Source organism: Polaribacter reichenbachii (assembly GCF_001975665.1).
GTDB classification, from domain to species: Bacteria; Bacteroidota; Bacteroidia; order Flavobacteriales; family Flavobacteriaceae; genus Polaribacter; species Polaribacter reichenbachii.
Genome location: NZ_CP019419.1, coordinates 2,877,288 through 2,900,654, shown reverse-complemented (window position 1 = coordinate 2,900,654; position 23,367 = coordinate 2,877,288). Strand labels below are relative to the sequence as shown.

Here is a 23,367-nt window from a genome sequence, read left to right as displayed (position 1 = left end):
GTTCAAAGATAGTTAGTCTTTTACCAAAAAAGGGTTTATATTCTTTACTTTTGTATTTTCAAATTAAAACAATGTTAGGCTTACAATTCGAAACAGAAACTTCTTGGGCAGAAATTGCAAAAGTAAATTTGCAACAAATTTTAACAGATCACGCTTTTTTAGAACAAAAAGCAGCCTCTAATGCAGTATCAATTATCATTAATTATTCTGAAGAAACAGAATTAGTTAAAGAAATGAGCAATATTGCAATAGAAGAAATGCAACATTTTAAAATGGTGCATTTATTAATGGTAAAAAGAGGAATGGTTTTAGGGCGAGAACAGAAAAATGATTACGCTGTTCGATTACAAAAATTTTTCCCAAAAACGAAAGATAGAACCAATGCTTTAATTCAGCGTTTATTAGTTGCAGCTCTAATAGAAGCTAGAAGTTGTGAGCGTTTTAAGGTTTTTTCTGAAAATATGGAAGATGAAGAATTGCAAAAATTCTATAAAAACTTAATGATTTCTGAAGCCAATCATTATACAACTTTTTTACAATTTGCAAGAGAATATCAAGATAGAGCAATTGTTGACGAAAAATGGAATGCTTTATTAAAATTTGAAGCAGAATTGATGAAAGAAAGAGGGAATTTAGCTAAAATTCACGGGTAATTTTTCAGTTAGCAGTTAGCAGTTAGCAGTTAGCAGTTAGCAGTTAGCAGTTAGCAGTTAGCAGTTAGCAGTTAGCAAAAATGAAAAAATATTATTGTAATAAATAGTAAAATTGATAAACCTCAACTTTGAAACTTTGAAGTTTTGAAACTCAAATAAAAAAAATGTTCTCTAAAGAAGAAGCTGCACAAATTCGTAAACTATTCTGGACAAGTTTTGGAAAATCTTTTCCAAGAAAATGGCTTTTATACAATACCAAAATAAAAGGTTTTTCTTTTAAGTTTGTTGCTGATAGAAAAAAAGCAATGGTTTGTTTGGATATCGAAAATCCGGATGAATTGGTAAATCTTTTGTATTATGATCAATTACTTTCTTTAAAAACGCTGTTAGAAACTGAACTACCAGAAGTAATTTTTGATGACGATTACCTCTTGGAAAGTGGTAAAACCATTCACAGAATATATGTTACTTTGGATAAAAAATTCAGTATTTATAACAAAAACACGTGGCGAGATTGCTATGAATTTTATGTTGAAACTATGGAAAAGTTTGAACTCTTCTTTTATGAATACGAAGATGTTATCAAAAATATTTAAAATATAATCTAAAAAAAAATCGCCCAAATGGCGATTTTTTAACTTTACTTTTTCTTCTCACTTATTTTATAATATTTATCGAAAAAGGATAATTGGGTTCTTCTCCATTACTTGCCTTTATAGCATTTGTTATCGGAAAAATTAAATAGAAAATTCCGATAGCTATTAATCCTAAAACTCCTAATCCTAATAATAAAATTAATGGAATACAGATTAAAATGTAAATAAACATCGATATTCTAAAATTGATAATTGCTTTACCATGTGCATCCATATTTATAATTTCATCCTTCTTAGTTAGCCATAACACTAATGGCACAATAAAGCCACCAATACCAGTTACAAAATCTAATAACTGACTTAAATGTGTTAAAACTAATAGTTGTTTATCTTCTTTCATCTTTATAATTGTTGTTTGGTTTGTATCTATTTGTCGCTCAAATTCTGGATTTGTTACATTTCAATATGTCATCAGAAAACACCTTAATCTAAAAATACTTTAAAATTTTAACTTAAACTACTTAATTATAAACGAATTAAGAAAATTAACCTATAAAGAAATTTTAAAAAAGTATATAGGTTAATATCTCATTTATTTGAGCAAAAAAACATTTCACTTTAAAAATACCTTTGTATAAAATATAAATTTAAAACCCAAAATTATGATGGATTACCTTAACATAGACAATCAAAAAATTTTACCAGTAGTATCAGAATTAAATGTATTACTCGCAGATTACCACGTGTATTATCAGAAATTAAGAAATTTTCACTGGAACATTTTAGGCAAAAACTTTTTTGACTTACACAATAAGTTCGAAGAAATGTATAATGATACTCGACTTAAGATTGATGAAATTGCAGAACGAATTGTAACGCTTAAATACCACCCAATTAGCAAATTGTCAGATTATATCGAAGTTTCCAAAATTAAAGAATCATCACCCTTGTTATCTGATTACGAAATGGTTAGCGAAATAATTGAAGATCATAAAATTATCTTAGAACAATTTGGAAAAGTTGTAGACAGAGCTGAAAAAGCGAAAGACGAAGGTACTTTAGATTTAATTGGTGCTTACATCAGAGAGTTAGAAAAATCTACTTGGATGTTAAATGCTTGGTCTAAAGACACCAAAGAAGAATTAAATACCAGTTTTGTGAAGTAGTAAATTCTAAAACATCAGAAAAAATTACAATAACGAATTTTAAAAACAATCATGGATAAAATAATAGAAAAACTAGAAACCTGGAGAGACATATTTTTAAAAAACATACCCAATATTGCAATTGCAATTGTTGTTGTACTAATAGCATATTTTGCATCTAGAGCTATAAATAGCTTTATTTCAAAAAATTTAAGAAATAGAATTAAGCAAGAATCTGTTAGAAATTTAGTCTCTAGAGTGGCATCTGCTGTAATTTTTCTATTAGGTTTATATATTGCTATGACTGTTTTAAAATTCGATGGCACTTTAAAAACTATTGTTTCTGCAGCTGGTGTTTCTGGTATTGTTGTTGGTTTAGCCTTACAAGGCACATTATCTAACACAATTTCTGGTGTTGTTTTATCTTTTAGACACAATTTAAATATTGGTAATTGGGTAGAAACCAATGGTTATGCAGGTGAAGTTATAGATATAAATTTAAACTATTTTGTAATTAGAGAAGCAGATAATAATACAGTTGTTATACCTAATAAAACCATTTTAGAGAATCCTTTTAAGAATTACTCTTTAACAACACAAATGAGAATTGCTATAGAATGTGGTGTGGAATATGGAGCAGATTTAGAAATGGTAGAAAAATTAACAAAACAAACCATTCAAGATAATTTTAATCAAAAAGAAATTGGTAAAAATGTTGAGTTCTACTACACAGAGTTTGGTGATAGCTCTATTAATTTTTTATGTAGATTTTGGGTAGATTCCCAAAATGCATTACAAAAATTAAAAGCAAAAAGTAATGCCATAATTCAAATTAAAAAAGCTTTTGATAAGGAAAATATTAATATTCCTTTCCCAATAAGAACTTTAGAATTTACAAATAAATTAAATGTTAAGAATGATATTGCAAAACAGCATATGTCATCAAACTAATACAAACAGTCTTTATTTGTATGATTGTAAAAAAGTACTACGTTAATTGTAGTGCTTTTTCTTTTCTGATAAAATCTTTATGTATTTTTGCAGTATGATTAAAAACGATACTATTATTGCTTTAGCAACACCTGCAGGAGTTGGAGCAATTGCTGTAATTAGACTTTCTGGAGAAAATGCAATAACTATTGCTGATGCTTTTTTTAAATCGATAAAAAAAGGAAAAACATTAAAAAATCAGAAATCTCATACTATTCATTTAGGACATATTGTTGATAATAATATTGTTTTAGATGAAGTTTTGGTATCCGTTTTTAAAAATCCAAATTCGTATACTGGCGAAAATGTAGTTGAAATTTCTTGTCACGGATCTAGTTTTATTCAGCAAGAAATTATTCAGTTATTTTTAAAAAATGGTTGTAGAATGGCTGATAATGGCGAGTTTACAATGCGTGCTTTTTTAAATGGAAAAATGGATTTAAGTCAGGCAGAAGCTGTAGCAGATGTTATTGCTTCTAATTCTGCTGCCAGTCATCAAATGGCAATTCAACAAATGCGAGGAGGAATCACAAACGAGCTTAAAGAATTAAGAGGTCAGCTTTTAGATTTTGCTGCTTTAATAGAATTAGAACTCGATTTTTCTGGTGAAGATGTAGAATTTGCAGACAGAACAAGATTTAAAGAATTAGTATCAAAAATTACTTTTGTTTTAAAACGTTTAATTGATAGTTTTTCTTTTGGTAATGCTATGAAAAACGGAATTCCTGTTGCTATTATTGGCGAACCAAATGTTGGGAAATCTACTTTATTAAACGCACTTTTAAACGAAGAAAAAGCCATAGTTTCTGATATTGCTGGTACTACAAGAGATGCCATAGAAGACGAAATTATTATTGATGGTGTTGCTTTTCGATTTATAGACACAGCAGGAATTAGAGAAACTAAAGATGTTGTAGAAAGTATTGGTATAAAAAAAGCCTATGAAAAAGCAGAAAATGCACAGTTAATTATTTTCTTAATCGATGCAAATAAATACGCATATTCTAGAGAAGATTTTTTAGCAGAAATTAACACTATTAAAAACCGTTTTCCAAACAAACGTTTGTTAGTTATTGCCAATAAAATTGATACTTTATCTTGCCACGATTCATCAATTTTACAAAGCGAAATAGAAAATCTTATTGTACTATCAGCAAAAAATAAATCAGGCATAGACGAACTTAAAAAAGAATTAACTGCTTTAGTTAATATAGGGGCTTTAAGCAATAACGAAACAATTGTTACCAATTCACGTCATTTTGAAGCGTTAAATAATGCTCTAATTGCCATAACTTCTGTACAACAAGGTATTGATTTAGAAATATCAACAGATTTATTTTCTATAGATATTAGAGAATGTTTACGCCATTTAGGAGCCATCACTGGAGATTATGATGTAGATAAAGATATCTTAGGTCATATTTTTTCTAATTTTTGTATCGGTAAGTAAAATCCTTAACAATTTCTACACTATTTTCTTTAAAAAGAGTTAACATTTATCATATTTTAAATAATAACTTGCTCCTAATTTTGTATCTGAATTAATATAAAATTAAATTATTTTGAAAAAAAACATTCTAGTTTTAGTACTCTTATTAGGAACAATAAAATTAGCTGCACAAGAAGAACATTTTAAACATTTTAGAATTAGTCCAGTACTTAGTCATACTTACATACCAATGGCTACAAATGATGGAGATAAAACCGTAATTGTACCTACAATTGGCTTAGACTTAGAGTATTGGTTCAATAAAAAATGGGGGTTTGGTTTTCATAACGATTTAGAATTAGAAACATTCGAAATTGAAAAAGATCATCAAATCTTTGTAGAAAAAGAGTTTCCTGTAGTTTTAACATTAGATGCTCTTTGGAAATTTCACAAAGAATGGATTTTAGTCATTGGAACAGGTATAGAATTCGAAAAAAACGAAGATTTATTTATTATAAGAACTGGTTTAGAATACGAAATTGAATTTGGTAATCATTGGGATGTATCACCAACTGTTTTTTATGATTATCGTTCAAATAACTTTGGTACTTGGTCTATAGGAATAGGAATTGGTAAACGTTTTTAATAATTAAACTTTTATTTATTTTTTCTGCAATTTAAAAAGACTATTTTTAAATCTTCTTTTTAAGAAGTTAATTAGACACTTTATACTTTGTTATGAAATTTAAATTTCCATTTTTATTATTAATTTTAAGTTTAATACTCTCTTGTTCTCAAGAAGATGAATATGATTTTTATACCGATTTTTATTCTAATGCAGAAACATCTGCAACAGCAAACAATTTAATAGGTATTTGGTCTATTTATTTTTTAGAATTCGAAGGACAAAAAATAGAAGTCCCATTAGATTATTTGGATTGTGGCAGAAATTATAGTGTTTTTAAAGAAAATGGTATTTATGAAGAAGTTTTGTTTGAAGATAGTAATTGTTCAAAATTATCGAACACTTTAAACTGGAATTTATCTAAAGGAATAATTACACTGTCTAATAATTTTAATGAAACAGAAGAAATTGTTGTTACTAAATTAACAAATTCAGAATTTAATTTTAAAACCAAATTAGATGTAGATGGAGATGGAGAACAAGACATAATTACAGCATTTTTAAAACCCTATGTACCAAAAGAAATAGACAATATTTCTGATACTTTTTCAAGAAACACCTCAGCTACATCTAATAATTATATAAGTTATAATTGGGATCCATATACTGGCTCAGAACCATTTATTGCTTATGAAATATACAGAAGTGCAAGTTCTGGAGATTATTGTTCTAAAAATAATGCTGTTTTAGTTGAAACTATTACAGACCCAAACACCACTGTTTTTAGAGATATTTCGCCTCCCAATGAAGAACATTTATGTTATTTTCTAAAAGTAAAAATACAATCTGGGTTATTGGGTGAAAGTGGATTAGAAACTTTAAACACCTATAATTTAGTTGCAACACCTGTTAATTTAGAAAATCCAACTGTAATAAATAACACAATAAGTTTAAAGTGGACAAAAAGTGAAATGCCTTATTTTTCGCACTACGAAATTTCGTATTCTAACTACGCACCAAATATTAGTGCTTTTGGAGAACAAAATGTAATTGTAACCAAAATTACTGATAAAAATAAGACTAGCTTTATTGATGAAAATCCACCCTATTTAGAAAAACCTTATTATTCAATTCACGTTTATGATATTTTTGGAAACAAAACCTATGATACAAATGATAATTTTATTACCTCTTGGGAAGTAGATTTTAAAAGAGAAGAAATCTTAGATTTAACACATATCATTTCTTACGAAATAAACCCCAACAAACCCAATATCTATTTATATGGTTATGATTCTAACACAGTAAATCTTTCAAGAATTTATAATTATAATTACGAAACTAATAGTGTTGAAGCTGTTTCTACTAAAGATATAAATTATTCCAATTACATACCTATAAAGTTTTATACAACAGTATATGGTGATGAAATTTTTGTGGATCAAAGTGGAGCTTTTGATATTTATGATGCTAATAGTTTAGATTTTAAATACAGCTTAGAACCTAAGGAATTATTTTCTATTGATGATTTTATTTATACATCTTCAGGATATTATGTTTTTGTAGAAGATAACTATATTTATACTTATTCAAGAAATAATGATATTTTAACTTTAGTCGATAAAAAGATGCATTTCCCTAACTATCAGTCTGGCTATGATTATAAAGTTTTAGAAACTAAAGATAATCAATTACTTATAGGGCATTATAACGAACCAAATAGTATTTTATTTAGCATTGATAATTACGGATTATTAATAAAATTAAAATTAGTACCTGTACCTTTAAAACAAAATAAAGAAAGAAATTCGAGCTATAATTTAGCAGATAATTATATCATCAATTTTAAAGAGCAAAAATTATATTCTGGTAACGACTTTTCTTCAATAACAACTTTTAATCAGCCCAATTTTGCATCAACAGTTAGTTTAAATGGTAAAGTTATTTACGGTACAAACAATGATCCTAGTTGGTCTTTTGAATCGGATAGTGAACATAAAAAAATAGCAACTATTTATAATAGAGATTCACAATCTTACTACACTATTGCTACAAAAGGATATCCTCAAATTATTTTTGAAAATTATAAAAATGAAATTGTTTCTATTTCTAGTGGAATGAAGAAAGCAGATTTTTATCATAATATAAATGACAAAAGAGATTTGTTTGTAGAAATTATAAAATAGATGACAAAAGAAGATATTTTAGGTGATTTTTCTATTATTGGCAGTAATCAAAATGAATCTGAAGAAACTTATAAAGGTGTTCTTTCTTTAACTTTAGATGATGAAAATAGAATTATTGCTAAATGGATCATTAATAAAAGTCAAGAACAATTTGGAGTTGGTTTTTTTAAAAATAACACCTTAGTTGTAAACTTTAATTATCAAGGTGATGAAAACAATACTTATTACGGAACTGTGGTTTACAAATGTTTAAACAAAGATATTTTAGAGGGCTTTTGGTCTGAAGAATATGGAGATCCAAAGTTCTTAGGAACAGAAAACTGTTTTAGAATTAAAGGTTCTAAAACAGTTTTAAATTAATTGTATTTTAAATAAACTACTTAGTATAAAGAAAAATAATCTTTATCCATTTTTTCGCCTACTAAAGATAAATCGTCTACTAATTTTTCGATAAATCCTTTTAAATCTCCTTGTACATCTTCTATGGTTTTAAACATGTGTTCGTATTTTAATTTACCAATTAAAAATGCGGCAGAATCTTTATCCGGAAATTCTTCTTTAGATAAATAACCAATATAGCTATCTATACATTTTAAGGAATTCATTATAGATCTTGGGCAGTGTGGGTTTAATATTAAAAAGTCTAAAACTGTATGACTTGTAGGTACTTTTCTGTAGTATCTACGCATCATATCATAAGATTCTACACACTTTAATAAAGTTGTCCATTCGTAACTTTTAGTAAGCGAACTTCCAAAATTTACTTTTTCTATTAAAGCATCATTATATTTAGAATTAATAATTCTAATTACTTGGTTTGCTCTTTCTATGTAAATACCCAGCATAATAATTGCATACACCTCATCATGTAATAATGTTCCTCTAATTTTTGTTCGTAAAGAAGCCACATTTGTGGTTACCATTGTTGTAAAATCGAATAAACCATTTTTTACAAAAATGTTTTTGTCGTAATTATTTACAGTTCTTTTTAAAGTATTTATAGATTCGTATAGTTCTGTTGATATTAAATCTCTTGCTCCGTTTGCATTTTGCTGTGCATTATTAATCGAAGAAACTATAGAAAATGGTTTATCAGGATTTAAACCAATATCAAACAAAACCTCTTGCTCATCTAATTCTTTAATATCTTTTATTTCTTCTTCATCTGCTACAAAAAGCATAGAACGTAATACAAATTGTCTAGATTGAGATATATCGTTAGGAGCATCTAATGAAGAAAAATAATTTACATTCATATACCTCGCTAAATGTTCTGAACGCTCTATATAACGTCCCATCCAAAATAAATTATTGGCTACTCTTGCTAACATAAAATAGTTTTATTTTTTTAATACCCAAGTATCTTTAGATCCTCCTCCTTGTGATGAATTCACTACTAAATTCCCTCGTTTTAACGCAACTCTTGTTAAACCTCCTTTTAAAACAAAATCTACATCTTTACCTAACAATGTAAAAGTTCTTAAATCTACGTGTCTTGGCTCAAATGAGTTTTCTTCTTCTATATATGTTGGGTGTGTAGAAAGAGACATAATTGGCTGTGCAATATATTTTCTAGGGCTTTCTTTTATAGTTACTTTTACTTTTTCTATTTCTTCTTTGGTTAATTTATTACCAATAGATATTCCATATCCGCCAGATTCATCCACAGGTTTAATTACCAACTTATCTACATTTTCTAAAACGTATTTTAACTCATCTGGTCTGCTACAATGATAAGTGTGTACATTATTTAAAATTGGTTCTTCATCTAAATAATATTTTATAATCTGAGGCATATATGTGTAAATTGCTTTATCATCTGCAACTCCAGTTCCAGGTGCATTTACCAAACAAACTTTACCTTTCATATAACATTTAAATAAACCAGGTACACCTAATAAAGAATCTTTATTAAACTCTAATGGATCTATAAATAAATCATCTACTCTTCTGTAAATAACATCTACTCTTTCTAAGCCTTTAATGGTTTTCATATAAACAAAGTCGTTTTCTATGAATAAATCTCGCCCTTCAACAAGCTCTACTCCCATTTGTTTAGCTAAAAAAGAATGCTCATAGTAAGCTGAATTATAAACTCCAGGTGTTAAAACCACACATTTAGGTAAATCGACACCTTTTGGTTTAACAGATTCTATAACTTCTAATAAATTTTCTCCATAATCAGAAACGTTATAAGATTGATAATGATTAAAAACCCCAAATAATGTTCTTTTTAATGCAGATCTATTACCAACTACATAACTTACACCAGAAGGACATCTAATATTATCTTCTAAAACATAATACTCACCATCTAAATGTTTTATTAAATCTGTACCAGAAACGTGGTTATATACACCTCCTGGAGGATTAAACCCTTGCATTTGCTTTAAATAATTGGCAGAAGAATCTATAAGTTCTTTAGGTACAATACCTTGTTTTATAATTTTCTGATCATGATATAAATCCCATAAAAAAAGATTTAAAGCTTTACTTCGTTGCAAAGCGCCTCTTTCTATTTTACACCATTCTTCATGGCCAATAATTCTTGGGAATAAATCGAAAGGGAAAATTTTCTCTTTTGTTTCTTGATCGCTATATACCTGAAATGTAATTCCTTGATTAAAAAAAGCATCTTTTGCTTTATCATTTAAATTCACAAAATCATTTACAGAGTATTCGCTAAATAAATTAAAAAGTGTTTTATAAACTTCTCTTACTTCGTTATTATTTGTAAAAATTTCATCATAAAATCTTGAATCAAATTCATAAGAAGAAAAAATTGGTAAACTTGTTGGTGCTTTCAAATTGGATCCTTTTTTTGGTAAATTTAATAAAATTAAATATAAATATATAGCTAAAATGATGATTTTTGTTAAATTATTTTAGGTAATTTTACAAAAAGCTTCATTTTAATTTATCAAAATTAAGTTTTTATTAAAAATACAATAATCACTAAATAGTCGAATTAATTTTTTGATATTTGTAGTTAAATTATATCAGTTTTATTAAATTCACGTTCGCTTAAATAAAAATAATTTTAAAAAAGCATTTATGGCATTAAAAATTGTAATATCACATAAAACAACATACAAATACGATCGTTCTGTAAAGCTTTCTCCACATATTTTTAGATTGAGACCTGCACCACATTCTAGAACTCCAATAGAATCTTATTCTTTAAAAATAAAACCAGAAAACCATTTTTTTAACTGGCAACAAGATCCTTTTGGTAATTATCAAGCAAGAGTGGTTTTTCCAGAAAAAACAAAAGAACTCTCTATTGCTGTAGAAATTATTGCAGATTTAAAAACGATAAATCCTTTTGATTTTTTTGTTGAAGAAAATGCAGAAGAATACCCTTTTGAATATGATGAGATTACTAAAAAAGAATTAGCACCTTATTTAGAGATTAATGAAGATAGCGAGATATTACAAGATTTTTTAAAAACCATTGACTATACACCTAGAAAAACAATTTATTTTTTAATTGATGTTAATAGAAAAATTTATGAATATTTAAAATACAATATTCGTTTAGAACCTGGTGTACAATCTTCTGAAGAAACTTTATCGTGTAAAACAGGATCATGTAGAGATTATTCTTGGCTTTTTGTTCAAGTTATGAGACATTTAGGTTTTGGAGCAAGATTTGTTTCTGGTTATATTGTTCAATTAAAGTCTGATGAAAAATCTTTAGACGGTCCTTCTGGTCCTGAACAAGATTTTACAGATTTACACGCTTGGACAGAAGTTTATATACCAGGTGCTGGTTGGATTGGTTTTGACTCCACTTCTGGTTTATTAGTTGGGGAAGGTCATATACCTTTATCATGTACTCCTCACTATAAAAGTGCAGCAGCAGTTACAGGAGGAATTATTTCTGATGAAAAAATTGAAACAGAGTTTGAGTTTGATAATTCTGTAACTAGAATATTAGAATCGCCAAGAGTAACAAAACCTTACACTACAGAACAATGGAAAGCCATTGAAAAACTAGGTTACAAAGTAGAAAAACAATTAGAAGAAGGAGATGTTAGATTAACAATGGGTGGCGAACCTACTTTTGTTTCTATTGATGATATGGAATCTCCTGAATGGAATACTGATGCTGATGGTCCTCATAAACGAAAACTTGCCAACAATTTAACCAAAAGGTTAATGGATAAGATTGGTATTCGTGGAATGTTACATCACGCGCAAGGTAAATGGTATCCTGGAGAACCTTTACCAAGATGGGAAATTCAATTGTATTGGAGAATAGACAGAAAACCAATTTGGTACAATCAAGATTTATTATCATCATTTGCACCAAACCCAATTGTACCAGAAGATGCTGATATCCGATTCCTAACCACATTAACTAGATATTTAAGTATATCTAATCAAAATATTACACCCACTTTCGAAGATGCTTTTTACCTACTTTGGGAAGAAGGAAATTTACCAATAGATATAGATATTAGCAAAAAAGATAGCGAAGATTTAGTAAGAAATAGACTTGCTGATATTTTAGCACAAGGTACTCACAAACCTGTGGGTTATGTATTGCCTTTAAATAATCATAATGATGAGTGGTTTTCTAGCAAGTGGGTTTTTAGAAGAAAAAATTTACATTTAACCCCAGGAACATCGCCTATAGGATTAAGGTTACCAATTAAATCTTTAATTGCAAAACCAGAATATGATGTTTTTCCGGTTTATGAACCAGATTTATTTAAAGAACAAAAAGACTTACCAAATTTCAAAAGAAAAGTAAACAAAAGATATAAAGATTTTATAGCTAAAGGTATTAACAAAGACAAACCAAAATACTTTGTTAAAACTGCACTTTGTTCAGAAATAAGAGATGGTAAACTGTATTTATTTTTACCTCCTTTAGAATCTGCAGATGCATTTTTAGATTTAATAGCATCTATAGAAGCAACTGCACAAGAATTAAACATTCCTGTTATTTTAGAAGGATATAATCCTCCACATGATAACAGATTACAATCAATGAAAATTACTCCAGATCCAGGAGTAATTGAAATTAATGTACACCCAATGAAAAGTTGGGGAGAACTAGTCAAAAACACTTTAACGTTATATGCCGAAGCTAAAAAATCTCGTTTAGGCACAGAAAAGTTTATGATTGATGGTAAACATACAGGAACTGGTGGAGGAAACCACGTAACTCTTGGAGGTTTTAAACCATCTGATAGCCCTTTATTAAGAAAACCTAGTTTATTAAGAAGTTTACTAACTTTTTGGCAACATCATCCTGGATTATCTTATTTATTTTCTGGTGCATTTGTGGGTGCTACAAGTCAAGCGCCTAGAATAGACGAAGCTAGAATGGAAAACTTATACGAGTTAGAAATTGCTTTTAGTCAAATTCCGAAAGGTGGCGAAGTTCCTTTTTGGTTAACAGATCGTTTGTTTAGACACTTATTAACAGATTTAACTGGTAATACACACAGAGCAGAATTTTGTATTGATAAATTATATTCGCCAGATTCATCTTCTGGTAGATTGGGTATTTTAGAACTTCGTGGTTTTGATATGCCTCCACATCCGCAGATGAGTTTAATGCAAATGTTATTGGTAAGAACCTTAGTGGCTTGGTTCTGGGAAAAACCTTATGAACATAATTTAGTAAGATGGGGTACAGAATTGCACGACAAGTTTTTAATAGAACATTTTGTAAGAGAAGATATTAAGGATATTGTAGAACAATTAAATAAAGCTGGTTATGAGTTTGAAGTAGATTGGTTCGATCCTTTCTTTGAATTTAGATTCCCATTACATGGAATGGTAGATATTAATAATATTCATTTAGAGTTAAGAGCAGGTATAGAACCTTGGAATGTTTTAGGTGAAGAAATGACTGGTGGAGGAACCGCACGTTATGTAGATTCATCCTTAGAACGTTTACAAGTAAAAGTATCTAATTTTACAAACGAAAGATATGTATTGACTTGTAATGGCGTAAAAGTTCAATTGCAACCTACTACTAAAAAAGGTGAATATGTTGCTGGTATTAGATATAAAGCTTGGGATCCGTATTCGGCTTTACACCCAACTATTGGTGTAGATACACCTTTGGCTTTTGATATTGTTGATACTTGGAGTAAAAAATCTATTGGTGGTTGTAAATATTTTGTAGCACATCCAGGAGGTAGATCTTATGAAACGTATCCTGTAAATAGTTTTGAAGCAGAATCTCGTAGAATTAACCGTTTTTGGGATATAGGAGAAACACAAACTGATGCAAGTTACATCGAAGAATTAATGCAAAGTGAGAAAGAAGTAACTGAAAAAAGTGTTGAAGAAGAAGAAAGTTCAAATATTTATAGATATAAAGTATATCCTGTTAACTCAGAATATCCAAATACCTTAGATTTGCGTCTCAAAAAATAATTAACTTGACAAAAACACCAATAACCTCTTTTTTTAAGGATTACTTTAAAGATTTTGAAAACTACGACGAAGTTTTAAAATCTAATATGGAAATAAATCCTAATTGGGAAAAACTATTAACTAATTTCTCTGAATTAGGTATTAACGAATTAACAAAAAGACAAGGAGATTTAGATTGGTTACTGGCAGAAAACGGAGTAACTTATAATGTATATAATGATCCTAATGGATTAAATAGACCTTGGAATTTAAATATTATTCCTTTTGTTATCGAAAGAAAAGAATGGAAGAATATTGAAAAAGGATTACAACAACGTGCACAAGTTTTAGATTTAGTTTTAAAAGACATTTATGGCAAAAGAGAGCTTATAAAAAACGGAATTGTACCTTACGAAATTATATTTTCTCATCGTGGCTTTTTAAGACCTTGTCATCAAATTCAATATAAAACAGCAAAACAATTATTATTTCATTCTGCAGATTTGGCTAGAGGTCCAGATGGACAAATGTGGGTGGTTAACGACAGAACCGAAGCTCCATCAGGTTTAGGCTATTCTCTAGAAAACAGATTTACTACAAGTGAAGTTGTTCCAGATATTTTTAACGAAATAAATGTAAAACAACCTTTTAGCTTTATTAAAGATTTTAATGAATTGTTAATAAATGCTGCGCCATCTCACAAAGAGAATCCTACAATTGTTATTTTAACTCCAGGCCCTCATAATGAAACTTATTTTGAGCACGCCTATTTATCATCTTTCTTTGGTTATCCTTTAGTAAAAGGCAATGATTTGGTGGTAAGAGACAACAAAGTTTGGCTTAAAACCTTAAAAGGATTAATTCAAATTGATGTAATTTACAGACGTGTAGACGATGAATACTCAGATCCTTTAGAACTAAATGGAAATTCTTATTTAGGTGTTGCAGGATTATTAAATGTTGTTAGACTGCAAAATGTAGCTATAATGAATCCTATTGGAAGTGGAGTTTTAGAGAATCCTGGGTTAATTCCTTTTATGAACTCTATTTGTAAATACTTTTTAAAAGAAGACCTTATTTTACCTCAGATTGCGTCTTGGTGGTGTGGACAAGAAAAAGAACGTAAACATGTTTTAGATAATTTAAAAAACTTTGTTGTAAAACCAATAGACAATACACATAGAGAACATATCTATTTCTGTGAATTTTTAAATAAAGCTGAACTTGAAGCTTTAAAAAAAGAAATTCTTGCAAAACCTTATCATTACGTAGCCCAAGAAAAAATATCTTTTTCTACGGCTCCAAACTTATCAAAAGAACAATTAGAACCACGTAAGGTAATGTGTAGAACTTTTGCTGTAGCTAAAGAAAACGAGTACAGTATTATGCCTGGAGGTTTGGTAAGAGTTGCTGCAGAAAGAGAACGCTTAAGAGTTTCTAACCAAAGAGGTGGAACAAGTAAAGATTTTTGGATTACAAACACCGAAAAAAGATCGTACAAAAAAAGACAAAGATATCATTGGCACCACTCTACAACGAATAATTTATCAGGAATTGGTAATATACCAAGTAATACAGCAGAAAACTTATTTTGGTCTGGTAGATATTTAGCAAGAACTTTAGTAACTGCTAGGTATATTAGAATGGTGTTAAATCAAATGTCTAATTCTGAGTTTACTCAACGAAATTCAGATTCAGAAAACTTACATATTTTATATCAATCTATAACACACTTAACTTCAATTTTTCCTGGGTTTACAGGTAAAAATAAAGAAGAAGCATTTAAAGATCCTTTAAAAGAAATTATTAAAGTACTTTTTGATGAAACTCAGTTTGGTAGTTTAGCACACTCTTTATCCTCTTTTAATAGCTCTTATTATTCGCTTAGAAATCTGTGGTCTAAAGATATGTGGCGTGTTTACGACAAATTGCATAAAACTTGGCATAGTTTTGAAAAAGAAGATCATAAAAACATCCACAAGATTATTAAATTATTAGATACAGTAATCATAGATTTAATAGCTTACATTGGTTTAATTGAAGAAAGCATATTAGTAGAGCAAGGTTTATTAGTTTATTTTATTGGTTTTCAAATGGAGCAAGCCATAATGTGTATCGATAAATCTAGAGCATTATTAACTATAAAACACAATGAAGACGTTGAATATGAAATTCTAGAATCTTTATTAAATAGCCATGAAAGCTTAAATATTTATAGATATAGTTTTAGATCTTATTTAGATATTGAAAATGTTATTAATTTAATATTGCTTGATAATTCTTATTCTAGATCTTTAAAATATCAAATAAATAGAATTCAAAAAGATATATTTAGGCTACCAAAAAGAAATGAAGATACTAATTTATCTTCTGTTCAAAAATCAATTTTAGATGCGTGTAATTTAATTAATAAAGCCAACGCAACTAATCTTATAAAAGTTGATAAAGATTCGTTTACAAGAACTGAATTAGAAGATTTATTAGCTTCTTTAAGTGATATGATTCACAATACATCATTATCTTTAACAGATATGTATTTTAATCATTCTGATGAACAAATACAGTTGTTTAATCAAAATTATATATCTTAATATGGTTTTTTCTATCATACATAAAACGATTTATAAATACGATAATAACGTTACTTACTGTCATAATTTAGCTATTTTAAAACCTAAATTATTTGCAGGTCAAAGATTACTAGACTATAAATTAGAGATTACTCCAAAACCAACTGTAATTAAAGAAAATATTGATTTTTTTGGTAATTCTGTTACCCATTTTTCAATTGAAAAACAACACAAAGAACTTATTGTAACTGCTGTAAGTAAAGTTGATAGATCTTATGAATTGCAACAAAATAATTTAAGTTCAGAAACCTATAAATCAATAACTTTAGAAACAGCATTATTAAAATTAAACACATTAAATCCAGAAAGTATAGATGCCAAACAGTTTTTGTTAGACTCTGTTTTAATCAAAAATATTTCATCAACAATTAAAGATTATGCTAAAGAATCTTTTAAAAAAGACCGATCTGTTTTTGAGGCTGCAAACGAGTTGATGAAAAGAATCTTTACAGAGTTTAAATTCGATAGTAATTTTAGTACCATAGCAACACCAATTCAAGAAGTTATGGAAGCCAAAAAAGGAGTTTGCCAAGATTTTGCACAATTGGCAATTGCTTGCGTACGCTCAATTGGTTTACCTGCCAGATATGTTAGTGGTTATATAGAAACCTTACCACCACCAGGAAAAGAAAAATTAGTGGGTACAGATGCATCTCATGCTTGGTTTTCTGTATTTATACCAGATTTTGGCTGGGTAGATTTTGATCCTACTAACAATCAAATACCAAAAGACCAACATATTGTAATTTCTTATGGTCGAGATTATTATGATGTACCTCCTTTAAAAGGTGTTATTTATGGTTCTGGAAAAAGTATTATGAATGTTTCTGTTGATATTAGACCAGCTGTAATATAAAAAAACTTCAAAAAATCACCAAAATGGTTCATTTTTGAAGTATTATAATTTTATTTTTATTGAAATAATAATTAGCTAGCAATATGATATTTTACATTCTCTACTGTATAGCTTTTAAGAGCACCTTTACTTTTTAGTTCGTCCATAATATTATATAGGGATAAAATCATAGATATATTTTCAACTCTTTTTAAAATTTGAAAACTGGTTAGGGGTTCTGTTTGAATTACTTTTAATACCGACTTTTGCTGTTCTGTTAAATTATTGAATTTCATTGTATTTTTTTTAGGATATAACAAAAATACGATAGATTAACTGTAAATAAACAAAATTTAGTTAAAAGCATACAAACCTTACTTCAACTACAAGTTAAACTAGATAACTTGTAGTTCAATAAAATTATTGTCATCAAAAAAAAACGCCACTTTAATATTGTATTAATTAAAATGGCATTTTTTTTTATTCTACATAAACAAAAAATTAAGCAGCGTAATGATACTTTCTATTTTGTTTCATATAACTTTTTAATACACCCTTACTGTTAAGTTTATCCAAAATATTATACAGAGATAATATAAGAGAAACATTCTCAACTTTTTTTAGGATTTCGAAACTGGTTAAGTGTTCTTCGCGTACTGCATTGAGTACTGACTGCTCTGTAGCAGTTAGATCTGATTTTAACATAGGGGTTACGTTTTAAGGTTAAACAAATATATACTTTTTTTTAATAAATTGTTATTTTTTTAAACAAAAATTAGTTTTTTAATTATAAAAAGTTTATAAAGCAAATTAATACAATATTTTACGTAAAACTTCTATCTTCTTTTTCTAGAAGTAATAAAATACACCCCTGTTAATAAGACTGATGACGCAATAATTGATTGAGTAGTTAAATTTTCATCTAAGAAATACCAACCCATAAAAAGAGCAATTACTGGGTTTACATAAGCAGACGTAGATACTTTTTCTGGAGAAACCACTTTTAATAAATAATTAAATGCTGTAAAAGCAATAATACCACCAAAAACAATTAATAATAACATAGATAATTGCACCTCATTACTCCAATTTAATGGAGAACTCCAACTCTCGTTAGTACTTACACTTAATATAAAAAGTATAAAACCAGCTACTAACATTTGATAACCAGTTGAAACCATAAAGCTTTTTGGTAAATTAGCTTTAGAGACAAATACACTACCAAAACTCCAACTTAAAACACAGGTAAGCATCATAAAAATTCCTAGTAAAGTATCTTCGGATGTTACTAATTCTTTTTGACTGACTAATAAGTACATACCAAACATACCTAAAGCAACCCCAATCATCGATTTTCTTTGAAAAGGCTTTCTATCTATCAACCTTAATAGAAATAATACAAATAAGGGCTGTGTAGAGGCTAATAAAGCTCCAAAACCACTATCTACATAACGCAAAGCCCAAACAAAAACTCCATTACCATAAACTAAAAAGAAAAAGGAAGCAATTGCTGAGTTAAAAAATTGCTTTCTCGAAATTTTTAAAGGTTGTTTTAAAATAATAGCAATTAAAATCATTAAAATACCTGCCACAGAAAAACGAATAGAAGCCAAAAAAAATGGAGGCAATTCTGTAACCGCAACTTTATTGAATAGATAAGTAGATCCCCATATAACGTAAATAGAGATAAACGATAAAACAATTAATAGTTTAGAATTTTTCAGGGTATTTAATTTAGGCTTCAAAAATACTTATATTATAATCATCCAATGCATTTAATTTACAAGAATGTTTATAATATAAGTATATTTGAATTCTACACTATTACAATAAAAGATTTGCTAAACAAAAAATACCCTTTTGACTCTTCTTTAAAGCATCATTTTATAATTGCCTTAGGTTTAGCTTTTTGGATTTTTATATTCCTCTATTTTTCTGAACCTGTAGATATAAATGAGTTTAAAAGTATAGAAAAATTAATTTATTTACCATTATATGGTTTATTAGGCTCTATTTGTTATGCTGTTTTTCTACCGCTTCAAAATTATTTTTATAGCAAAAACAATAAAAATTGGTATGTAAAAACAGAACTATTGTTTTTTCTATTATTTGTTTTAATGGCAATTATTGCTGCAAGACTGTTTTATTTATACATTGTTAAACCAGACAGAAATCCGTATACATTTACATATCATTTAACAGCTATAATTCTGCCTGCATTAACTACAATTTTACCTATTGTATTTATTGGGCGCTTTGCCTTCGGAAAATATAAAAACAAACAAATTGAAGCTCAAAAAATAGAGATTAAAGGAGAAGGCAATTATGAAGGTTTGCGTTTATTTTTGAATGATATTATTTGTATAAAATCATCAGACAATTATGTAGAAGTTTTTTATATATCTAATAATGAAATTAAGAAAAGTTTAATTCGAAATAAATTATCTGTGCTTGCTGATGAATTCCCTTCACTTTTAAGAACACATCGTTCTTATTTAATTAATCCTTTTCATTTTTCACAATGGAAAACAGAAAAAAGTAAGTTGTTCGTTTTGTTATTTCACCACATAGAAGTGCCAGTTTCTAGAACCTATCAAAATGATGTAAAAGCAGTTCTTAATTCTACCACAGAATAACTGCATTTCACCCCAATCGCTTTTAATTACTGAGTTTTTAAAAGATTCCTTTCTAGTTTTGAATCAGAAAGTTTAATCAATAAAAAACATCATTATGAAAACTCAAATTACTTTAATTAGCTTAATCTTCATTTCAATTTTTAATTTATCGGCTCAAGAAGAGCTACAAGAAATTATAATTATTGGTACAATGCATAAAGTACCAAAAATTGTAAAAAATAGTTATAAACCTATGTTACGTTTTGCTAAAAAGTACAATCCTGAAGCTATTTATGTAGAATCGCCAATGGCAAATGATTCTATTTCTTGGAATTATTTAAAAGAAGGCTGGTCTAAAAATTACAAGCAATTTTATAAATTATCTAATGACCTTAAAGATACTTTTCAATTTAATGCTGATAAATTCAAAATATTATCAAACAAAAACTTAAAAGTTTTGAATGTTAATGAAATTAATGAACTAATAATCAATTACGCCCACAAAAGAGATAATGGAAATTACGGATTATTAACCTATTTTAAAAAATATGGATCAAAAGGCGCTAAAAAACCAACAAGACATGAAGATGGAGATTTAACATACAAATTAGCGATTCATCAAAATTTAAAAGTTACAAATATGGATGATCAACAAACAAATGGTCTTTATCATAAAGCTTGGGGTAAATGCTCTAAAGAAGGAGTAAACAATGGAAATAATAACAAAAATTCTAAATTGAACAAAAAAGATTATAATTCAGCCATTTTACCAGCTATTTTTAGAGGTTTGGGTAAACATGTAAATAAAAGGAAATCTTTAAACAGATTGCATAAAATGAGTTCATTTAATTATGTTCTAGAAGATACTGAAGGATGCAAAGAAGGCAGAAAATATTGGAATGAAAGAAATATGAGAATGGCAAAAAATATTGCAGAACAAGTTTTAACATCAAACAAAAAAAGAAATTTAGTTATTGTTGGTGCTGCACATGTAATTGGTTTAGAAAAAGAGTTAAAAACAAATTACCCAAACTTAAAAGTAATTCTAATGAATGAGTATTAAACTTTCTATTTTACTTTTAATTAGAAAACGCTCACATAAAATGTGAGCGTTATTTTTATATACAACTATTTATAATTATGAATTTTGTTGCTTTTCTTTAATTGTCTTGTTATCCAAATTAAAATCTTTATTCTTTTCTAAATCAATAGTTGTACCAATTGGATTATTCTGTTTCTTTTTTCTTTCAAATTTTTTCTTAATACTAATTTCCATAATTCTATTTTTTAAGTTCATTTTCAATATAAACATTAACTTTCAATTTAATAGTTAAACATCTGTTAACAAGATTTTTAAAAAGTTAAAATAGGTAATGAGTTAAAACTTAAATCTTTTAAGGTAATCTAAAAACAGATTAAAATTTAGTTTTGTACATCAATTAAAAACAAACAGAAATATGTCTATTTTAACAATAATTTTAAGCATTTTGTTACCACCTGTAGCTGTACTCTTAAAACACGGTTTAGGTAAAGAATTTTTAATAAATGTTTTACTAACCATTTTAGGTTGGTTACCAGGAGTAATACACGCATTTTATGTAAACAGTAAATAAAAAAATATGAGCACGAAAAACACAAAGTATAATTCAGAAATTACAAAAGAAGATTTAAAAACTTTAGGTGATAAATCTGGAAATTTAAGAAACGACAACAGTGATGACGAACTACTAAAAAACAAGGTAAATAATACCGATTTTACAGGCAAAGATTTAGATATTCCTGGTAGAAAACCATCAATAAAAACAAATAAAAAAAGCTTGAAAGACGAAGAAAATCAACATTATAGTTTAGGTAGTGATGATAATGAGAATCTAGAAATAGATACTATTAATTAATTTAAAAATATCATTATAAAATTCTCTTTCTTTGTTATATAACACATTTTTAAAATGCTATATTTGAAAATATAGATTATTTTATAATGAAAAACGAAACTTTTGACAAAGCCAGAGTAATAAGTTTTAGTGATGCTGTTTTTTCTATAGCAATTACTTTATTAGTTCTAGAAGTTGTTATACCAAGCTATAAAGAATTAAAAACTGGAGATACTTTATTAATTCTTAAAAATAGAATTCCAAGTTTTATTGGTTTAGTGGTTAGTTTTATGGTAACTGCTATCTATTGGATTTCTCATTTACGTATTATGAAATATGTATCCAGCATTAATAGTAAATTATTATGGCTAAACATAATGTTATTATTTTTTATTGTGCTTCTCCCCTTTTCTACAGCTTTCTATGTAAAAGGGTTTTCTTACAATGGGCCTTTTACTTTTTACTGTTTTAATCTTTCTGCTATTGGCCTTTTTAACGTTTTAATGAATTTTTATATCATAAAAAAAGAAAAAGGCTTAACAGGCATTACTCCCACTTTAGGTAAATATCATAAAATAAGAGCTTTAAACGGATTTTTAGTTTGGGTTTTGGCAGGTTGTTTAGCTTTTACTTTACCTATGTTTTCTAGGTTTTTATTTATTTTCTTATTTATCTCTGAAATTTTTATAACCAAATATTTTAAGAAGAAATTAAACCAAGAAAAAATTATATAATTTACTTTTATCTTCTTCTAATTATTATGAATTTAATAAAAAATATATTAGAAATATGATAAAAGGATTCACTTTGTATTAAGCCAGTAAAAAATATTTCTACATTTTTATTTATCTACTAAATCTTTAATTGAAACATCATTTATAAAGACATTATCTAACACAAATTTATCATTATCTAGATATACCAAAGCAAATGTAGTATTTGTTTCTAAACTATCTCTTCTATTATTAATCCTTACCAAATCTTCTGCAGGTTTTGCCTTAGATTCTTCCATATAAAAACGATCGAAAGGTAAATTAAATTGTAATTTATTATTGTATTTATTATACCAACTTACCTTTGTTTTTACATAATTATTATCAATTTCTAATTTTGTTTTGCTAACAGTTTTTAAGGTAGCATAACCTAAACTATCATTTAAATAAATATAAATATCTTGCTTTCTTTCCCAAATTGTATCTTTAGTTTTAAATGAATTTATATTGTAATTCAAATTAATGTACTTACCTCTAAAAGGATCATTAGGATCTATTGGTTCTGTTAAAAACTTAAGAGCTTTACCATTTTTTAGTGTGTTTTCTTGATCGTAAATCATTTTTGTTGGCGCTAATAATTGCAAAACTGCTACCAACAAAAAAAGTATAAAAATTATTTTTTTTGATTTCATTTG

At 27.6% G+C, this 23,367-nt stretch carries 23 protein-coding genes; 16 read left to right on the top strand and 7 right to left on the bottom strand.

The window, feature by feature from the left end; translation table 11 throughout:
* Window positions 1-71: 71 nt before the first annotated feature.
* Window positions 72-653, top strand: coding sequence for a MiaE family protein (locus BW723_RS12320; RefSeq protein WP_068360650.1), 582 nt, complete (start codon window positions 72-74; stop codon window positions 651-653).
* A gap of 164 nt (window positions 654-817) precedes the next feature.
* Entirely contained in the window at window positions 818-1,249 is a 432-nt protein-coding gene (locus BW723_RS12315) for a DUF4268 domain-containing protein (RefSeq protein ID WP_068364247.1), read from the top strand.
* A 61-nt stretch (window positions 1,250-1,310) separates the two neighbouring features.
* On the opposite strand, the gene BW723_RS12310 is transcribed toward BW723_RS12315, so the two are convergent.
* Entirely contained in the window at window positions 1,311-1,649 is a 339-nt protein-coding gene (locus BW723_RS12310) for a DUF4870 domain-containing protein (RefSeq protein ID WP_068364250.1), read from the bottom strand.
* Window positions 1,650-1,914: 265 nt separating this feature from the next.
* Here BW723_RS12310 and BW723_RS12305 point away from each other — a divergent pair, with 265 nt between their 5' ends.
* From BW723_RS12305 to BW723_RS12280, 6 genes are all read left to right on the top strand, one after another.
* Window positions 1,915-2,415 carry a Dps family protein gene (locus tag BW723_RS12305; RefSeq protein WP_068364253.1) on the top strand — a complete coding sequence of 167 codons (501 nt, stop codon included), beginning with the start codon at window positions 1,915-1,917 and terminating at the stop codon, window positions 2,413-2,415.
* A 51-nt stretch (window positions 2,416-2,466) separates the two neighbouring features.
* Window positions 2,467-3,345 (top strand): mechanosensitive ion channel family protein, encoded by an 879-nt coding sequence (locus BW723_RS12300; RefSeq protein ID WP_068364257.1) that lies wholly within the window; start codon window positions 2,467-2,469, stop codon window positions 3,343-3,345.
* Between the two features lie 94 nt (window positions 3,346-3,439).
* On the top strand, window positions 3,440-4,834 hold the full coding sequence (gene mnmE, locus BW723_RS12295; protein ID WP_068364260.1) for a tRNA uridine-5-carboxymethylaminomethyl(34) synthesis GTPase MnmE: 1,395 nt from the start codon (window positions 3,440-3,442) through the stop codon (window positions 4,832-4,834).
* A gap of 112 nt (window positions 4,835-4,946) precedes the next feature.
* Window positions 4,947-5,459, top strand: a complete 513-nt coding sequence (locus tag BW723_RS12290) for a porin family protein (RefSeq protein WP_068364265.1) — start codon at window positions 4,947-4,949, stop codon at window positions 5,457-5,459.
* Window positions 5,460-5,551: 92 nt separating this feature from the next.
* Window positions 5,552-7,624: a fibronectin type III domain-containing protein gene (locus tag BW723_RS12285; protein WP_068364268.1), complete on the top strand. Its 2,073-nt coding sequence runs from the start codon at window positions 5,552-5,554 to the stop codon at window positions 7,622-7,624.
* Entirely contained in the window at window positions 7,625-7,984 is a 360-nt protein-coding gene (locus BW723_RS12280) for a hypothetical protein (RefSeq protein WP_068364271.1), read from the top strand.
* A gap of 20 nt (window positions 7,985-8,004) precedes the next feature.
* Here the strand turns inward: BW723_RS12280 and BW723_RS12275 are convergent, their stop codons facing one another.
* A complete protein-coding gene (locus BW723_RS12275; protein ID WP_068364274.1) occupies window positions 8,005-8,955 on the bottom strand; it encodes an alpha-E domain-containing protein in 951 nt (316 codons plus the stop codon).
* Window positions 8,956-8,964: 9 nt separating this feature from the next.
* Window positions 8,965-10,431, bottom strand: a complete 1,467-nt coding sequence (locus BW723_RS12270) for a circularly permuted type 2 ATP-grasp protein (RefSeq protein WP_068364277.1) — start codon at window positions 10,429-10,431, stop codon at window positions 8,965-8,967.
* Between the two features lie 247 nt (window positions 10,432-10,678).
* On the opposite strand from BW723_RS12270, the gene BW723_RS12265 reads away from it, so the two are divergent.
* From BW723_RS12265 to BW723_RS12255, 3 genes are read left to right on the top strand one after another with little or no spacing between them, the layout of a single operon-like run.
* Window positions 10,679-14,026 (top strand): transglutaminase family protein, encoded by a 3,348-nt coding sequence (locus BW723_RS12265; RefSeq protein WP_068364280.1) that lies wholly within the window; start codon window positions 10,679-10,681, stop codon window positions 14,024-14,026.
* A 5-nt stretch (window positions 14,027-14,031) separates the two neighbouring features.
* The gene (locus BW723_RS12260; RefSeq protein WP_226789205.1) at window positions 14,032-16,596 is read left to right on the top strand and encodes a circularly permuted type 2 ATP-grasp protein; all 2,565 of its coding nucleotides are present in this window, start codon (window positions 14,032-14,034) and stop codon (window positions 16,594-16,596) included.
* A gap of 1 nt (window position 16,597) precedes the next feature.
* Window positions 16,598-17,491, top strand: coding sequence for a transglutaminase family protein (locus tag BW723_RS12255; protein WP_068365192.1), 894 nt, complete (start codon window positions 16,598-16,600; stop codon window positions 17,489-17,491).
* A gap of 71 nt (window positions 17,492-17,562) precedes the next feature.
* Here BW723_RS12255 and BW723_RS12250 read toward each other — a convergent pair whose 3' ends face one another.
* Both BW723_RS12250 and BW723_RS12240 read right to left on the bottom strand, forming a co-directional pair.
* The gene (locus BW723_RS12250) at window positions 17,563-17,766 is read right to left on the bottom strand and encodes a hypothetical protein (protein ID WP_068364283.1); all 204 of its coding nucleotides are present in this window, start codon (window positions 17,764-17,766) and stop codon (window positions 17,563-17,565) included.
* Between the two features lie 540 nt (window positions 17,767-18,306).
* Window positions 18,307-19,215 carry an EamA family transporter gene (locus tag BW723_RS12240; protein ID WP_226789204.1) on the bottom strand — a complete coding sequence of 303 codons (909 nt, stop codon included), beginning with the start codon at window positions 19,213-19,215 and terminating at the stop codon, window positions 18,307-18,309.
* Between the two features lie 93 nt (window positions 19,216-19,308).
* Here BW723_RS12240 and BW723_RS12235 point away from each other — a divergent pair, with 93 nt between their 5' ends.
* Window positions 19,309-20,106: a LytTR family DNA-binding domain-containing protein gene (locus BW723_RS12235; protein ID WP_068365199.1), complete on the top strand. Its 798-nt coding sequence runs from the start codon at window positions 19,309-19,311 to the stop codon at window positions 20,104-20,106.
* Between the two features lie 94 nt (window positions 20,107-20,200).
* A complete protein-coding gene (locus tag BW723_RS12230) occupies window positions 20,201-21,148 on the top strand; it encodes a DUF5694 domain-containing protein (protein ID WP_068364289.1) in 948 nt (315 codons plus the stop codon).
* Window positions 21,149-21,223: 75 nt separating this feature from the next.
* Here the strand turns inward: BW723_RS12230 and BW723_RS17765 are convergent, their stop codons facing one another.
* The gene (locus BW723_RS17765) at window positions 21,224-21,361 is read right to left on the bottom strand and encodes a hypothetical protein (RefSeq protein WP_157578339.1); all 138 of its coding nucleotides are present in this window, start codon (window positions 21,359-21,361) and stop codon (window positions 21,224-21,226) included.
* 181 nt (window positions 21,362-21,542) lie between these two features.
* Here BW723_RS17765 and BW723_RS12225 point away from each other — a divergent pair, with 181 nt between their 5' ends.
* From BW723_RS12225 to BW723_RS12215, 3 genes are all read left to right on the top strand, one after another.
* Window positions 21,543-21,698, top strand: coding sequence for a YqaE/Pmp3 family membrane protein (locus BW723_RS12225; RefSeq protein WP_068364292.1), 156 nt, complete (start codon window positions 21,543-21,545; stop codon window positions 21,696-21,698).
* A 6-nt stretch (window positions 21,699-21,704) separates the two neighbouring features.
* Window positions 21,705-21,980: a hypothetical protein gene (locus BW723_RS12220; protein WP_068364295.1), complete on the top strand. Its 276-nt coding sequence runs from the start codon at window positions 21,705-21,707 to the stop codon at window positions 21,978-21,980.
* An 86-nt stretch (window positions 21,981-22,066) separates the two neighbouring features.
* A complete protein-coding gene (locus tag BW723_RS12215; protein ID WP_068364297.1) occupies window positions 22,067-22,693 on the top strand; it encodes a TMEM175 family protein in 627 nt (208 codons plus the stop codon).
* 107 nt (window positions 22,694-22,800) lie between these two features.
* On the opposite strand, the gene BW723_RS12210 is transcribed toward BW723_RS12215, so the two are convergent.
* Window positions 22,801-23,364: a GDYXXLXY domain-containing protein gene (locus BW723_RS12210; RefSeq protein WP_162274036.1), complete on the bottom strand. Its 564-nt coding sequence runs from the start codon at window positions 23,362-23,364 to the stop codon at window positions 22,801-22,803.
* Window positions 23,365-23,367 lie beyond the last annotated feature (3 nt).